This window comes from Subtercola lobariae (assembly GCF_014640255.1).
Lineage (GTDB): Bacteria > Actinomycetota > Actinomycetes > Actinomycetales > Microbacteriaceae > Subtercola > Subtercola lobariae.
In genome coordinates, this window is the sequence record NZ_BMGP01000003.1 from 532,625 (window position 1) to 548,197 (window position 15,573).

Below are 15,573 nucleotides of genomic sequence, written 5' to 3' on the forward strand. Positions count from 1 at the left end.
TCGAGTGGGTCATCTGACCCAGTTGAGCGATTATGACACGAAACACTACATGCAACCGCATGGTGCTTTGACATCGCGCCGATTTGCTTGCTAAATGGAAGAACGTGACAGTTCTGAAGCAGGGCACCAAACGCACAGCGTCGGCGAGTTCGGCTGCCAGACTTTCGCGAGTCTGCCTGCTCGGGCTCGGGGTGCTCGCTGTGGCGCTGCCCCTCGTTCTGGCGCAATCTGCGGAGCCTGCTCGGGCGGCCGGCGAAACGGCCACGCCAAGCGACACCCCGCCGGCAGAGTCGTTTCTGTCGGCAGAGTCGTCGCAGCCGGCAGAGTCGTTTCTGTCGGCAGAGTCGTCGCAGCCGGCAGAGTCGTCGCAGCCGGCGGAGTCGTCGCCAGCTGGGTCGTCGCCGTCTGCGCCGCCCACATGGGGGGCCAGTTCAGGCCCGACGATCGACTCGCCCGCCGCTGCCGATCTGCTCAGCGGCTCCGTCACGGTGACCGGGTCTGCGCTGCCCGACAGCAGCATCCAGGTGTCGAGCAGCACACAATCCGACCCGCTCTGCACACTGACCGCTGGCGACGACGGTTCATTCAGCTGCACGAGTTCGGGTCTGCCGAGCGCACCGAACGTGGTGCTCACGGTCGTTCAACTCGTGCCCGGAGAAGACAGCCAGAGTGCGTCGGTGACTGTGAACGTGCTGAAGGCTCCGACGCTGCGATCGGGAGCAGCCGGTGGCGTGTCGACGGGGTACGGAACGGTGCGCGGCACGGCGTTCGCCGGGGCTACCGTCACAGCACACGGTGGGGGCTACTCGTGCTCTTCGGTGGCTGACGGTCAGGGTGGCTGGGCGTGCAACCTCGGTTCGGGCATCCCGAGCGGGTCGATCACCGTGCGCGCCAGTCAGGCGACGGGCTGGAGCAATGGCGTGAGTTCGGCGAGTTCGCCGCTCACGCTGCAGATCGATTCTGACCCGCCCTCGCCACCGACGATCACCGCACCGGTTGCCGGCGCGAGCATGCCTCTGACGGGCGCCGCGATTTCGGGAACGGGCGAGCAAGGCGCGCTGGTCACGGTTTTCGCGGGCTCGTTCGCGGCCTGCACTGCCACGGTGCAAGGCAGCGCGTGGAGTTGTCTGGCCGGAACGGTCGCCGCTGGCAGCTACCCGCTCTCGGCGATTCAGCAAGACGCTGCCGGAAACGTCAGCGACGAAAGCGCACCCTACGCCGTGGCTTTCGCCGCGGCGACGGGCGCGGGCGCGGGCGGTTCGACACCGGGTTCGCCAACGCCCACGGGCTCCGCTGGCTCGTCGGGCGGCGCTTCGCCCAACTCGGGTACCGGTGGCGACGGCACGGCCACCGGCGCGGCCGGCACGCCGGGGCCGACGGCGGCAGGCGGTTCGACTGGGCAGGCCGGGGGCGGTTCGGGCGGTTCGTCAGGCAGCGGAGACTCGAGCGGCAGCGGGTCGGGCAGCGGCACCGGCGGCAGCGGTTCGGGCAGCAACAGCGGCACGGGCGGCACGGGCGCGGGCGGCGGCGCGGGCGCAGGCACCGGCGGCTCGGGCACCAGCAACGGCGGCGGGGGCGACCCGGGCGGCAATTCGCTCACGCCCGGCTCGGCCAACGACCCCAGCGCGTGGGCCGGAGCGACCCGGTTCACCTCGGCGTTGCAGCCCGTTCTGCAGACCTCACCGGTGACGACCTGGCTGCTCTCGCTTCTCGCGGCGCTCGCCATCATCGTGCTGATCGCCGCCCCCGGCCGGCTGCTCAGCTCTGGCCTCTCACGGCTGCGATCGGTCGCGCCCGCCACCGTCGCACCGCGCCTGCGCTCTGTCGCCAGGGGCGCCACCGCGCCGTTGACGACGGCGACGACGGCGACGGCGGCGTCTGCCCGCAAGCCTCGAGTCACGGGGCGAAACCGGTCGCGCACCGAATACGATTCAGCACCCGACGTGCGGGTGAACCCCTGGCTGATCGCTGCGGGCGCCATCATCGTGGCCGCGGGAATCGGAATGTTGTCGGGCCCCGTCGCCAACCAGCCCGCCTACCTTCGTCTGTTACTCGCGCTCTGCGCAGCGTTCGCCCTGCTCACTGCGGCGGCCGTCGTTTTGCCTCGTGCGCTTGCGAAACGGTGGCTCGGGGTGTCGAGCGACATCTTGTTCGCCCCCCGGTACCTGCTCATCGCCGGCGCCGCAGCTCTCGCCTCGCGCCTCTTCGACCTGCAACCGGCCGTCTTGTTCGGGCTGCTGTTCATGCTCACCCTCGCCGAGGTGGTCTCGCGCACTAAACGGGCCCAGTTCGCGTTACTGCAGCTGGCGGCGCGCGTTGTCAGCGGCTCGCTCGCCTGGCTGCTGGTGGCCGTGGTTCCGGCATTCGGGTCGTCGGCGGCTGCGATCGACCCGTTCTCGACCTTCGCGAACGAGACCCTCAACACCCTGGCGCTCGCCGCCTTCAGTGCCGCCGCGGTGACCGTCTTGCCGTTCGGCCGGATGCTCGGCAAGACCCTCTTCGACTGGTCGAAGCCCGCGTGGTTCGCGGCGGCCGTGGTGTCGTTCACCCTTCTCGCAGCGGTGCTCGTACCCTCGTTCGAACACGCTGGCCGCGCATTTCAGGCGGCACAGGTCATTATCGTGGGCGTCGCCTTCGCCGCGGTGAGCATCTCGGTGTGGGCGTGGCAGAAATTCGTGACGCCCACGTTGAACGAGTGACGACCGTGATGCTCTCGCGCGGGTACCTGCAACACCCCACCGGGAACGACCGGGCGGATGCGTGACGCTGCCCGAGCCGAGCATCCCGTGACGACGTCAGCCGAACGGGCCGACCGCGCACAGCACGGCCTCACCCAGCACTTCGGCGGAGTGCGTGCCGGCAGCCTTCGATCCCATTCGCGCCCGCGCCTCGGCGACCTCGCAGCCTTCAACTACTGGTGGCTCGCGCACGCAGTCGAGGTTCGGGTTGATGCCTTCGAGCGAAGCGGATGCCCGAGGTGGCTCACTCTCGCCCAGAAGACCTACGCGGGCATCCGTCGGCGCAACGGTAACTCGCTGTTCAACGACTACTTCGACGACATGAGCTGGCTCGCCCTAGCAGCACTTCGGCTGTTCGACGCCACGCACGAGTCGAGGTATCTCGCCGACGCCGAGTCGCTCTGGCGCCACATTGTGCGCACGGGCTACTACGAACTGGCCACCGAAACAGATTCTCTGCCGGCCATCGGCTGGCGCCGCCAACAGCCGGCCTACACGAACGCCCCGACCAACGGCAGTTTCGGCATACTCTCGGCTCGGCTCTTCGAGCGCACCGGCAGAACCGCCTACAGCGCGTTCGCCGACTCGTCACTCGGCTACCTCGAGACCGTGCTCAGAGACCCAGGTACCGGATTTCTCGCCGACGGAATCAACCGAACCGGCGACGGCACCATCGATCGCGACTGGCGATTCAGCTACAGCCAGGGGCTATACATCGGCGCACAGCTCGAAGCGTTCGGCCGAGACCGCGACGGGCAGCACCTCACCGAAGCTCTGCGCACGGCCCGAACGACCATCGAGACGCTGGCACCCGAGGGGGTCATCGCGGGCGAGAACGTCGACGATTCACGGCGCGGCGGCGCCGATATCGGCCTGTTCAAGGGCGTTTTCTACCGGTACGCGGCCGACCTGGCAGCTCACCCGATCGCCCGAGCAGAAGCAGATTCGGCCTCACGTGGGAATTCGGCACAAGACGTACCATTTCTGACGGCCTTTCTCGTCGACAGCACCGATGTGCTCTGGCAGACCTTCGAGCCGAGCCTGCTGTCGGCCGACGACTGGCGGCGGTTCGCGACCCGAACCGTAGCGCTGTCGACCGAACTCAGTGCGGTGCTCGCGCTCGAAGCACGAGCACGACTTGACGCCGTTACCGGGGCCGCTGAGGCAGCCAGCTGAACGCTTCGGGCAACAGCCGCAGCAATTTTTTCGACCGCAGAATTCGCGCGTGCCCGGCGACGTTCAGTCGCACATTTCGGGCGCCAGCCAGCCTGCTGCCCGCCCGAACGTTCTGATCGAACGTCGAATACACCGAAACGATGCGGTCATCGACCGCTGCCGACGCACCGAGATAGCGCACGATCAGGTCGTCGTGCGCCAAGGCCCGAACGCTTCGAATGGGCAGGTAATCGCCCCACTGCGACCCCGAGAACGGTGTGTTGATGGCGATCATGCCGTCGACTCGCCCGGCGTCGTCAAATCGTGTCATGAGGTACTTGCCCACCAGGCCACCCTTGCTGTGCGCTACCAGAATGACGCTCGAAAGGTCATGGTCGTCGAGGTAGCGAGCGAGAACTGCGGCGCTCTCGTCGATGGGCGCCACATTTCGGCCGAGGCTCGGCACGATGTGCACCGGATGCCCGAGCCGAACCGCCTCGTCACCGACATGCCTCAAGGCCTGCCACGTTTCGAACACTCCCGGCAGCAGAAGCACGGGTCGCAATACGTTTTCGCGCACCCGATAGGCGCTCGCATCGGCGAACGGTTCTGCCGTGCGGCGTTCGAGTGCGGAGCACAGCTCGTCGGTCACGGTGGAGGCGTAGTCGAGCATCCAGAAGCCTGCTTTGGCAGCACGATTCACCGAACCGGCCCCGCGTCACCCATTCCCGCGTCACCCATTCCCGCGTCACCCATTCCCGCGTCACCCAGGCCCGCGTCACCCAGGCCCGCGTCACCCGACGCCACGTCGCCCAGGCCCGCGCTGAACTCGTCACTCGAAGCGCTGATCAGCACCAAGAGCGCCCCGGCGTAAGCATCGGCCGGGTCAGTCGCCGCGAAAACCTGGCTCTGACCGGCCAAGACGGTTTCGACTTCGTAGCCGTCTTCGTCGCGGCGCAGCGCCACGAAGGTCGCGGCGAGCAGCGCCCGCAACTGGTGTTCGGCTGGCAGCCAGAGGGCGTCGTCGAGCGCGACAGAATCGAGCGCCCACTCGGTGGTGCCGTTGAAGCCCAGCACGGTGCCGGTGGCGAACTCGTGCGCCTCGATGGTCATGTTGCTGAGCGCGAACACGTCACCCTCGAAGCCGGGGCGATCGATGAGAAACATATCCCCCGAAATCGGGTGCCAACGTAACCCGGCGACCCGCAGCGCTCGGGCGAGCTGAGGTGAGATCATGGCTTCATTATCGGTGCACAGGCTGAGTGACGATCTGGTAACTATTCGTGAGAGAAGTTCCCATTGACAGGGGCTGTATGTTGTTCTGGTGGAAGACCAACGACGCACTCCCGGCTCGCAGACTTCACTTCGTGAAGCCAACCGGGCACGAATCGTCGATGCCATTAAGAAACACGGCGGCCTGACTCAGGTCGAATTGGCCGGTGCTACGGGTCTCTCGCCGGCCACTGTCTCGAACATCGTCAAAGAGGGTGTCGGCTCAGGTCTGCTGCATACCGCGCCGAGCACACGCAGTGGTCGCCGAGCCCAGCACGTGACGCTCGCGCACACCCTCGGCCTCTTCGTGGGGGTGCACTTCTCGACCCGCCACATGCGCATCGCTCTGGCCGACGCGGCAAGCACGGTGGTCGCCGAGCACCACATGCCGTTGGCCAAAGACCATCGCGCCGACAACGAGCTGGACAAGACCACGCTTCTGCTGGCCGACATGCTCGAATCAGTGGATGCCTCGATGCACGAGGTTCTGGCCGTGGGCATCGCGGTGCCTGCCCCCATCGACCGAGAAACCGGAACCACCGCCCGCAGTGGCATCATGCGTGGGTGGGACGGCGTGGCCGTGGCCGAGGTGATGCAGCGCCGGCTGAAGCGCCCCGTCTACGTCGACAACGCGGCGAACATGTCGGCTCTGGCCGAATACCGGCTGGGTGCGGCTCGCGGCAAATCGAACTCCGTCACGCTCGACATCGGAGACGGAATCGGCGCCGGTCTCATTCTGAACGGGGCGTTGTTTCGGGGCCACAACGGGGTCGCGGGCGAATTCGGGCACACGACCATCCTCGAGAACGGCCCGCTCTGCCGATGCGGAAACCGGGGTTGCCTCGAGGCCATCGCCGGCGGCCCAGCGCTGCTCGACAACCTGCGCGAACAACTCGGCACCATCAAGCTCAACGACATCGTGCTGCGCGCCATGTCGGGCGAGCCGGCCTCGATTCGCGCGGTGGCCGACGCCGGGCGGCACATCGGCGTTGCAGCTGCGAACCTCTGCAATCTGCTCGACCCTGAACGCATCGTGGTGGGCGGCGAACTCTCCCGGGCCGGCGAGCTGCTGCTCGGGCCACTGAGACACGCAGTCGAACGCTCGATCATCGTCGGGCCTGAACTCATGCCCGAAATCGTTCAGGGTCAGCTCGGTGCGCGCGCAGCCACTCTGGGGGCCGCTGTTTTCGCGGTCGACAGCGCAAATATCTTGTCTGACGAGAGAAGTGCTTAACTTGTTATCAAATGCTTGACTTCAAGACTTGACGACAACATCGAAAGATGCCAAGCTCGCTCCAGCCGCCAAAGAGGGCGGCCCGATTACGGAGGTTTCTCAATGAAGATCGCCACCACGAGAGCGGTCATAGCCACGGCCGCAATCCTGCTCGCAGCCGGCTCACTGACCGCGTGTTCCAACGGATCATCCAATGGATCAAGTGCGTCGACAGCAACCGCATCAAGCGCCAAGATTGGCTTGCTGCTCCCCGACTCCGTCACCGCTCGCTATGAGAGCGCTGACAAGCCGTACTTCGAAGCCAAGGTCACCGCCTTGTGCCCCGACTGCACGGTGCTCTACGCGAACGCCGATGGCGACGCTTCGAAGCAGCAACAGCAGGCTGAGTCGATGCTGACCCAGGGCGTGAACGTTCTCGTTCTCGACCCGTTCGACGGCGAAGCAGCAGCGTCGATCGTCGGCGAAGCAAAGGCCAAGAACGTGCCGGTCATTTCATACGACCGTCTCATCGACAGCCCCGACTCCTCGGCTTACATCTCGTTCGACAACGAGAAGGTCGGTGAACTCCAGGGTCAGGCTCTGGTCGACGACCTGAAGAAGACCGGAGTTCCTGCGGGCGCAGGCATCATCATGGTCAACGGTTCGCCGACTGACAACAACGCAACCTTGTTCAAGAAGGGTGCTCACTCTGTGATCGACACCTCGGGCTACAAGGTGCTCGCCGAGTACGACACACCCGGGTGGGACCCGGCGCAGGCTCAGACCTGGGTCGCAGGCCAGATCACGCAGTTCGGCAGCCAGATCAAGGGTCTTTATGCAGCGAACGACGGCACCGCAGGTGGCGCCATCGCAGCACTGAAGGGCGCGAACGTCAGCCCCCTGCCCCCCGTCACCGGTCAAGACGCTGAACTCGCTGGTATCCAGCGCATCCTCTCGGGTGACCAGTACATGACCGTCTACAAGGCCCTCAAGCCTGAAGCAGAGCAGGCCGCAACGCTGGCCGTCGCTCTGGCGAAGGGCCAGGCTGTCAACGGCACCAGCACCACCAACACCGCCGGCGGGGCCGCTATCCCCTCCTTCCTGTTGGTTCCGGTTGCTGTGACGGTAGACAACATCGAGAGCACCGTTGTCGCTGACGGGTTCTACACCGCTGCGCAGATCTGCACCGCAGACTACGCAGCAGCTTGCGCCACCGCGGGCATCAAGTAAGTATCGAAAAAAACCCGGGCGGGGTGTACACACACCCCGCCCGGGTTTACTTTGATGCCCAGCGCGTTATTTAGACCAAACGCTAATCAAAGGAGTAATTGTGACGATGCAATCAGCCGTCGCTGAACCCACGAGCACCACTCGAGAGCCGGTACTTTCGCTCAAGAAGGTTTCGAAAGGCTTCGGTGCAGTTCGAGCACTGACCGACATCGACCTCGATATCTATCCGGGTGAGGTGGTGGCCATCGTCGGTGACAATGGAGCCGGAAAGTCGACTCTCGTCAAGATTCTGGCCGGTGTTCACCCGCAAGACTCCGGCACCATCAGCTTCGATGGCCAGGTCGTGAGCATTCCGACCCCGACCGCGTCGCGCGCGCTCGGCATCGCCACCGTTTTTCAAGACCTCGCTCTATGCGACAACCTCGACGTTGTGTCGAACCTCTTCTTGGGCCGTGAGATCGTACGCGGCATCTCGATGGACGAAGAAGAGATGGAGCAGCGCTCCTGGACTCTGCTGCGCCAGCTCTCAGCGAAGATTCCCTCGGTTCGCATCGCCGTCGCTTCACTTTCCGGTGGCCAGCGCCAGACCGTCGCCATCGCCCGATCGCTGATCGGTGAGCCGAGCGTCGTCATTCTCGACGAGCCGACCGCCGCCCTCGGTGTGGCGCAGACCGCCGAGGTGCTGAACCTCGTCGAGCGTTTGCGCGAGCGTGGGCTCGGAGTGCTGCTGATCAGCCACAACATGGCTGACGTTCAGGCTGTCGCCGACCGCGTGGTCGTTCTGCGGCTCGGCCGCAACAACGGCGACTTCCACGTCGCCGACGTGAGCTACGAAGAGATCATCTCGGCGATCACCGGCGCCACCGACAACGTGGTCACCCGTCGTGCCAGCGCACATGCTGTGCAAGCAGCGGCCGACAACGCGGCCGCTGCGCCCGTCGAGGCACCCATTGCCGAAGCAGAAGCCGTCGCGGCGCCGAGTGCCGGTTCCGTCACCGAAGCTCTGCCGAACAACGCAACGGGTATCGACGCCGATTCAGAGGAGAACCGCTAGTCATGACCACCACCCCAACTGAAACCCCGGCAGAGCGCGCCGCCGATCTTCAAGACGAACGTCTCGTTCGCACCGAAGGTGTTCGCGGAGCGGTTCTCGCCTTCCGTCAGCGAGTGCGCGGCGGTGACCTGGGCTCGCTGCCCGTTGTCATCGGCCTGATCGTCATCTGCGTCATCTTTCAGATTCTGAACCCGAACTTCCTTTCGGCCAACAACCTGGTGAACCTGACGCTGCAGTGCGCGGCCGTGGGTACCATCTCGATCGGCATCGTTCTGGTGCTGCTGCTCGGCCAGATCGACCTGTCGGTCGGTTCCGTCAGCGGTCTGGCTGCCGCCATTCTCGGTGTGGGAATGACTCAGCTGCACTGGCCCATCATCGTCGCTGTCATCGTGGCTCTGGTCGTCGGTGCTGCCATCGGTTACCTCTACGGGCTGCTGTTCACCCGGTTCGGTGTACCGAGCTTCGTGATCACCCTTGCTGGCCTCCTCGCATTCCTCGGCCTGCAGCTGAAGGTTCTCGGCCCAGCGGGATCGATCAACCTGCCGTACGACTCGTGGATCGTGCAATTCGCCACCTCGGCGTTCTTGCCGCCGTGGGCCGCCTACGCACTGGCGTTCATTGCCGCCGCCGCGCTGTTCTTCGGCGACATCAGACGCTCCAGCCGACGCCGTAAGGCCGGTCTCTCAACGGGCGCCCTCTCGGTCACCTTGATCAAGGCCATCGCCCTGCTGGTCGTACTGTTCGCAGCCGTCGCCTACCTCGCAACCGACCGCGGCCTGGGTGCATCGTTCTTGCTGTTCGTTCTGCTCGTGGTCATCATGAACTTCTTCCTCACCCGTACCCGGTGGGGCCGTTCGGTGTTCGCCGTCGGTGGTTCGGTTGAGGCAGCGCGCCGCGCCGGTATCCGCGTCAACCGCGTCTACATCACGGTGTTCATCTTGTGCTCGTCGTTCGCGGCCCTCGGTGGTCTGCTGGCCTCGGCCCGCCTGACCAGTGCCAGCCTGTCGTCGGGTGGTGGCGACACGAACCTGAACGCCATCGCATCGGCCGTCATCGGTGGTACCAGCCTCTTCGGTGGCCGTGGTAGCGCTTACTCCGCACTGCTCGGCATTCTGGTCATCCAGTCGATCTCGAGCGGCCTGACGCTGCTCAACCTCGACTCGTCGATTCGCTACATGATCACCGGTGCAGTTCTGCTGCTCGCGGTCATCATCGACTCGCTGTCACGCCGCTCGCGTGCCAGCCACGGCCAGGCCTAACAACCGCTCGGCACCATTCGGCTTCGGCCACACTTCGGCCCACTCGAGAGTTTTCGAGTGGGCCGAAGTTCATTGTGCCGCCGCCGCATTAGGCTGAAGAATGCACCACCCGCACCACCGAGGAGACGTTTCACCGATGACGTACAGCCCGATCGCCCCGCAGAAGGCCACACCTCGAACCGGTCTCTGGGTCGTGCTGGGCGGGGCCGGTGTGCTTGTGTTCATCGGGTTGGCCGTCGTTGTGGCTCTGGTGTCGGCAACGGTGTGGGGCGCAATTCTCGCTCGAACCGCTGCCCCCCACTTCGAAGCCGACGACGCTTCGGCCGTTCTGCTCACCGAGACGCAGAGCCAGCCGTACGGCACCTGGTCGGCCCCCGAAACCACAACCGCTGTTGTGTCTGACGCGCAAAGCGAACTCGCGAGCGACTGGAAGGGTGACACGCCTGCCGCATCGGCCTTGCCCTGCGAATTCGCCTACTCTCTCTACCCCGTCACCAATCTCGAGACGGGCGCTCAAGAACAGCAGCCCCTCGCGCTGAACGATCAGTTTCTGAGCATCGACACCGATTCGACGTTCAGCCAGTCGACGAGGGTTTTCGGTAGCGCCGGCGAAGCGTCAGCGTTCATCGGGCAGATGCGTCAGCTGGTTGCCGGATGCACGTCGTATTCCACCTCGTCGTGGAGCGCCACTGTCGCTCCCCTGACCCTGCCGGGCGTCTCGATCTCGCATTCGGCCTGGGTCGAGACCGGCACCGCCAGCCACACCGGAGGCTCCTACTTCGCCGCCGACCTGCAGCGCGGCAACATCGTCACTCGCATCACTGCCGACGCCGCATCGACAGACAGCGGAAAGCTCAACTCGACCCTGTTCGACGCGGTGGTGAAGACAGCTGCCGCAAATCTGCAGGCGCTGAAACCGGGTAGCGGCGGCACCCAGGCCTGAGTCCGGCGCGCGGGCGCCTAGGCCTGAGTCAGGCGCGCCGGCGTAACGGAGTGATCAGATTGGCCGCGTCACGCGAATACGGCGAGTTGATCGAGTCGGCCACCCGGTGCTGAACGAGAGTGGCCGCGAAAAGGCTCGACTGTTCGCTCACCCGGCCGAGCAGCTCTGCCGGGTCGGCTACCGGGGCCGGGTCGAGCCATTCGTTCCAGTCGGGCGCCGCGAGAATCGACGGCACTCGATCGTCTCCCGTTGCGCCGGTGTCTCGGGTGACGAGGGCGACCGAGGTGCGCCGCCGACCCTGATCTTCACGAACGTTGTAGATGGCGAGGGCGGCCATGACGGTGTCTTCGCTGCGCACGAAATACGATCGCTCAATTCCGTCAGGGCCCAGCTGCCAGTCGTAATAGCCCAGCATCGGCACGAGGGCCCGGCGTTGTACGAACGAGTCGCGAAACAACCCGTTCTGCGCCAGTCGCTCCATTCCCACCCGAATGGTCGGCGGCACCTCGCCGCTGTTCCAGACGGGGGTGAACCCCCACGACGCGGTCATCAGTTCACGAGAGCGCGCCTCAGAAGAATCACTCGACTGATCGCGCACGATGATGATCTTTCGTGCCGGACCGAACTTGTACGAGGGTTTCCACCCGATGGTACTGGAGGCCGTCGCCCCAAAGGCGGCCGCAAGTCGGTCAGGAGTTTCGGTGAGAGCGAATCTACTGCGCATTGCTTCTAGATTATGGCCCAGAGCCCGTCACAACGGTCAGAGCCTGTGGCTTTCACCCCGTCTTTCACCCAGTCGATCACGGCTCCGGATGCTCGCCCACGGGCTCATCGACGATGCCGACGAACCTGCTGCCGATGCCGTCGATCTCGCGCCGGGTGTATCCGCTCTGCTCGGCGGGCAGCTCGGCCGGAGAATGGTCGTCGCAGCTGAGATAGGTGAAGGCGGGCCACCACTTCTTCGGCCGCACCGCCTCCGTGTATCCGCAGACCGTGCAGGTGAGCTGCACCCAGACCGGTTTCTTGCCCGTGCGATTCGCGCGCGACTGCACCAGCCAGGCCGGCGGATCGGCGTCGATCGCCACGACCTCTGCCTCGGAGAGCCGCGACGGAATGCCGTGCCGCTGGGCCATCTCGAGCGGAATATCAAGCCTCAGCGCGGCTTCTCGTCGTGTGATCATCGTACTTCGAGGGTACTTTAGATAGAGCCGAGGAGGCGCGATGTCGAACGAAACCCCAGACCCGACGAAGGTACGCAATCAGCCCTCGCTCACCACGTCGACGGGTCGGGTGTGGCTCATCATGGGCGGCCTGTTCGCCCTGATCGCCGCCGTGGTGCTGTTCTTTCTGCTGCCGTTCTCACCGCACGGGCTGGCGGCCGTTGCCTTGGCCGTGGTGGTGCTGCTGTACGCGGCCATGGTCATCACTCAGCTGCTCACGCGGCGGGGGCGCGCGCGGCTCGGGGTGCTCGCGGTGTTGATGCTCAGCATAGCCGCGGTGGCGCTGGTGAGCATCCTGATCATCGCGGCGAGCCAGATCTCGGTCTGACCCGCCGCGACGATGCGGCCCGCGCTACTTCACTGCGCCTGCGCTGAGGCCGGCGACGAAGTTGCGCTGCAGCAGCAAGAACCCGATGACGACCGGTATGCTCACCACGACCGATGCAGCCATGATCTGGTTCCAGTACACGTTGACTTGCGTGGAGTATTCGCCGAGGCCGACGGCGAGTGTGCGGCTTGATTGTGTGGTGAGTACCGAGGCGAACAGTACTTCGCCCCATGCTGTGATGAACGAGTACACCAGCACTGCCACGATGCCGGGCCGCGCCACCGGCAGAATCACCCGAATGAGCGTACCGATGGCTGAAGCGCCGTCGACCTTCGCGGCTTCGTCGAGTTCACGCGGAATGTTGTCGAAGTAGCCGGTAAGCATCCAGATCGCGAACGGCAGAGTGAACGTCAGATAGGTGATGATCAGCCCGAGGTAGCTGCCGATCAACTGGATGCCGAGCGTCTGACTGATGTTGATGAAGATCAAATACAGCGGCAGCAAGAACAGCACACCGGGAAACATCTGGGTCGACAGGATGGTCGTGGTGAACGCGTTGCGCCCCCGAAACTTGTACCGAGAGACCGCGTACGAAGCGAAGATGGCAATGATGACGCTGATCACGCTGGCCGAGGTCGACACGATGACGCTGTTCACGAAGTACGACGCCAGCGGGATGGTCGACCAGATGTCGATGAAGGGTTGGATGGTGAAGTTCGTGGGCCACCAGGTGAACTTCCCCTGCACGTCGCCCAGAGGCTTCAGCGCCGAGGTGATCATCACGTAGAGGGGTAGCAGCACGAACACGGCCAGGGCCGCCAAGGTGACGATGCGAAACGTCTTGAATCCAGTAGTTTCACGCACGACGCGACCTCCGGTTGATGAACACGAGATAGATGGCCGAAACGAGCATCAAGAACAGCAGCAAGAGCACTGACATGGCCGCGCCGAACCCGAAGTTCAGCGTGATGAACGAGGTGTTGTAGATGTGGAACGAAATCAGGTCGCCAGCGGGCGGTTCTCCCCCGCCGAACAGAATGAACGGAGTATTGAAGTCGTTGAAGGTCCACAAGAACAGCACCAGCAGCAACACGTTGTTCACCGCGCCCAGGCCCGGCAACGTGATATTGCGCCATTGCCGAAACGGCTTCGCGCCGTCGAGGGAAGCTGCCTCGTAGAGGTCTTCGTTGATGGTCTGCAGGCCCGCCATGAGCATGAGAAAAGCGAACGGCCAGAGCTTCCAGATGGCGACGACAACCATCGCGACGAACGCGTTGTTGCCGATCAGCCAGAAAGGCGGATTGTTCGGGTCGATCAGGTGCAGCGCGCCGAGAATCTGGTTGATGACCCCGGTGTTCTGCTGGAACATGAACTTCCAGGTGATGATGCCGGCGTACATCGGCACGGCATAGGGAATCAAGAACATCGTTCGGAAGATCGCCCGACCGCGGAAGGCCTTCTGCAACGCCACGGCCGCGGCCATGCCGAACCCCCAGGCGAGCCCGACGACCAGAATGGTGAACCCGCAGGTCACCAGGAATGATGAGAGCAGGGCCTGACCTTGTGCGCCGTTGAAGTTCAGCGCGATCTGGTAGTTTCCGAAGCCCACGAACGGCGCCGCCGACCAGTTCGCTATGTAGAACTGCGTGAGCTTGATGAAGCTCATCCAGATTCCGACGATCATCGGAATGACGTGGATGAGCAGTTCGAAGACAATAGCGGGGGCGATCAACGCGAACGGCAACCACCACCCCTTGGGGCGTTTCTTCTTGGGCAGCTTCACAGCGCCCGGCGCGGAGGCCACCCCGACAGGGGCGACCTCCGGCTTTTCGGTCGTGAGCACCATCAGTTAGATGCTGCAACCTTCTCTTGAGCGGTGTTCAGTGCGCTCTGTATATCTGACGAGCTCACCGAGCCGCCCGTCGCCACCGTGGCGAAGAGCGTATTCATCGAGTTGCCCACCTCGGTTTCGAACGACGCCTCGAGCGGAACCGTCGGCAGCGGCTGCGACAGGTTGTTGTAGATGTTCGAGAACGTCTTCGCAATGTCGGGGTCGGTGGTGAAGGTGGGAGTTGCGTCTTTCAGCACCGGAATCGAGCTGAACGGCTTGCCGAGTGCCGACTGAGTGTCGGGGCTCGTCATGAAGTTGACGAACTTGAGTGCGGCATCTTGGTTCTTGGTGTTCTTGAACACCGAGAGGTTGATGCCGGCGATGAAGCTCGCGACCGGCTTACCCGAAGCGGGAGCCGGAATCGGCACGACACCGTACTGGCTGGCATCCATACCGTCTGCCGTGAGATTCGCTTCGGCGTTGTTCTGGTTGAAGATCATCGCCGCGGTGCCCTTGGCGAAGTTCGAGATCGACTCGGTGCCGGTGCTGTACTGCGCGTCAGCGGTGTCGGCGATCTTGTCGGTCTGCATCAGGTCGATGTAGCGCTGAATGCCGTCGACGTTCTGGCTCTGCGTGAAGGTGGGGTTGCCGCTGCCGTCGAAGTAGGCTCCGCCATTCTGGGCCGAAGTGATGAAGGCGAAGTGGTTGTTCTCGGTGTAGCTGCCCGCCTCGATCGACGTGCCCCACACGCCCTTTGCCGGGTCGGTGAGCTTCTTGCCATCGGCCACCATGTCTTCCCAGGTGGTGGGCGGTGTGAGTCCGGCCGCCGCGAACATGGCCTTGTTGTAGTACAGGCCGTAGGCGTAACCGTAGAGCGGCACCGAAGTGGGCGTCTGGCCCGCAGCGCCACCCGTGCTGAGTGCGGTAGCAGCGAACTTGTCTGCGCCGCCGATGGCGCTCATGGCCGAGTCGTCGAACGGCAAGAAAGCGCCGGTCGCCTGGAACGACGTGGCCCACGTGTTACCGATGTTCACGACGTCGGGGCCCACACCTGAGGTGATGGCGGTCTGGATGCGCGTCTGCAGGTCGTTCCAGCCGATGACCTCGAGGTTGACCTTCACGCCGGTCTGGGCGGTGAACTTATCGAGCAGTGGCTGCAAGACGTCTTTGTCATTCTGCAGGCTGGTGCCCTGGTTGCTCGCCCAGTAGGTGATCGAGCCGGCCGAGTCGGTGCTCGAGCTGGAACCACCAGACCCCGAGCATCCCGCCAGCGTGAGTGCGGCGGCGGCGAAAATAGCCGCTGCGCCGAGAACGCGTTTCTTCATCTGTG

15 protein-coding genes are annotated in these 15,573 nt (G+C 64.4%); 8 read left to right on the forward strand and 7 right to left on the reverse strand.

Features of this window, described 5'->3' with window-relative positions; all coding sequences use genetic code 11:
• The first annotated feature begins 104 nt into the window (after positions 1-104).
• Positions 105-2,699, forward strand: coding sequence for an Ig-like domain-containing protein (locus IEX24_RS10455; protein ID WP_188677829.1), 2,595 nt, complete (start codon positions 105-107; stop codon positions 2,697-2,699).
• 57 nt (positions 2,700-2,756) lie between these two features.
• Positions 2,757-3,914 (forward strand): glycoside hydrolase family 76 protein, encoded by a 1,158-nt coding sequence (locus tag IEX24_RS10460; protein WP_188677832.1) that lies wholly within the window; start codon positions 2,757-2,759, stop codon positions 3,912-3,914.
• Here the strand turns inward: IEX24_RS10460 and IEX24_RS10465 are convergent.
• Together IEX24_RS10465 and IEX24_RS10470 are read right to left on the reverse strand one after the other, a co-directional pair.
• Positions 3,886-4,596 (reverse strand): esterase/lipase family protein, encoded by a 711-nt coding sequence (locus IEX24_RS10465; RefSeq protein WP_188677834.1) that lies wholly within the window; start codon positions 4,594-4,596, stop codon positions 3,886-3,888. The two genes, IEX24_RS10460 and IEX24_RS10465, sit on opposite strands and share 29 nt — an antisense overlap.
• Positions 4,593-5,129 (reverse strand): pilus assembly protein CpaE, encoded by a 537-nt coding sequence (locus IEX24_RS10470; protein WP_307821304.1) that lies wholly within the window; start codon positions 5,127-5,129, stop codon positions 4,593-4,595. Before IEX24_RS10470 ends, IEX24_RS10465 begins: the two co-directional genes overlap by 4 nt.
• Positions 5,130-5,217: 88 nt before the next feature.
• Between IEX24_RS10470 and IEX24_RS10475 the strand changes: the two genes are divergently transcribed.
• From IEX24_RS10475 to IEX24_RS10495, 5 genes are all read left to right on the forward strand, one after another.
• Positions 5,218-6,399, forward strand: coding sequence for an ROK family transcriptional regulator (locus IEX24_RS10475; RefSeq protein WP_188677836.1), 1,182 nt, complete (start codon positions 5,218-5,220; stop codon positions 6,397-6,399).
• A 102-nt stretch (positions 6,400-6,501) separates the two neighbouring features.
• Positions 6,502-7,608: a sugar ABC transporter substrate-binding protein gene (locus IEX24_RS10480; protein WP_188677840.1), complete on the forward strand. Its 1,107-nt coding sequence runs from the start codon at positions 6,502-6,504 to the stop codon at positions 7,606-7,608.
• A gap of 106 nt (positions 7,609-7,714) precedes the next feature.
• Positions 7,715-8,662 carry an ATP-binding cassette domain-containing protein gene (locus IEX24_RS10485; RefSeq protein ID WP_188678226.1) on the forward strand — a complete coding sequence of 316 codons (948 nt, stop codon included), beginning with the start codon at positions 7,715-7,717 and terminating at the stop codon, positions 8,660-8,662.
• A 2-nt stretch (positions 8,663-8,664) separates the two neighbouring features.
• Positions 8,665-9,921 (forward strand): sugar ABC transporter permease, encoded by a 1,257-nt coding sequence (locus IEX24_RS10490; RefSeq protein WP_188677843.1) that lies wholly within the window; start codon positions 8,665-8,667, stop codon positions 9,919-9,921.
• Between the two features lie 136 nt (positions 9,922-10,057).
• The gene (locus tag IEX24_RS10495) at positions 10,058-10,864 is read left to right on the forward strand and encodes a hypothetical protein (RefSeq protein ID WP_188677846.1); all 807 of its coding nucleotides are present in this window, start codon (positions 10,058-10,060) and stop codon (positions 10,862-10,864) included.
• Between the two features lie 28 nt (positions 10,865-10,892).
• Here IEX24_RS10495 and IEX24_RS10500 read toward each other — a convergent pair whose 3' ends face one another.
• Entirely contained in the window at positions 10,893-11,588 is a 696-nt protein-coding gene (locus tag IEX24_RS10500; protein WP_188677848.1) for an SOS response-associated peptidase, read from the reverse strand.
• 76 nt (positions 11,589-11,664) lie between these two features.
• Positions 11,665-12,045, reverse strand: coding sequence for a hypothetical protein (locus tag IEX24_RS10505; RefSeq protein ID WP_188677850.1), 381 nt, complete (start codon positions 12,043-12,045; stop codon positions 11,665-11,667).
• A 40-nt stretch (positions 12,046-12,085) separates the two neighbouring features.
• Between IEX24_RS10505 and IEX24_RS10510 the strand changes: the two genes are divergently transcribed.
• Complete coding sequence (locus IEX24_RS10510; protein WP_188677853.1) at positions 12,086-12,412, forward strand: hypothetical protein; 327 nt, start codon at positions 12,086-12,088, stop codon at positions 12,410-12,412.
• A 24-nt stretch (positions 12,413-12,436) separates the two neighbouring features.
• Here the strand turns inward: IEX24_RS10510 and IEX24_RS10515 are convergent, their stop codons facing one another.
• Genes IEX24_RS10515 through IEX24_RS10525 form a run of 3 tightly spaced genes read right to left on the reverse strand, consistent with a single transcriptional unit; the run spans position 12,437 to position 15,568 of the window.
• Positions 12,437-13,276, reverse strand: coding sequence for a carbohydrate ABC transporter permease (locus tag IEX24_RS10515; protein WP_229715228.1), 840 nt, complete (start codon positions 13,274-13,276; stop codon positions 12,437-12,439).
• A complete protein-coding gene (locus IEX24_RS10520) occupies positions 13,269-14,258 on the reverse strand; it encodes a carbohydrate ABC transporter permease (protein ID WP_188677855.1) in 990 nt (329 codons plus the stop codon). Before IEX24_RS10520 ends, IEX24_RS10515 begins: the two co-directional genes overlap by 8 nt.
• Positions 14,258-15,568 carry an ABC transporter substrate-binding protein gene (locus tag IEX24_RS10525; RefSeq protein WP_188677858.1) on the reverse strand — a complete coding sequence of 437 codons (1,311 nt, stop codon included), beginning with the start codon at positions 15,566-15,568 and terminating at the stop codon, positions 14,258-14,260. Before IEX24_RS10525 ends, IEX24_RS10520 begins: the two co-directional genes overlap by 1 nt.
• Positions 15,569-15,573 lie beyond the last annotated feature (5 nt).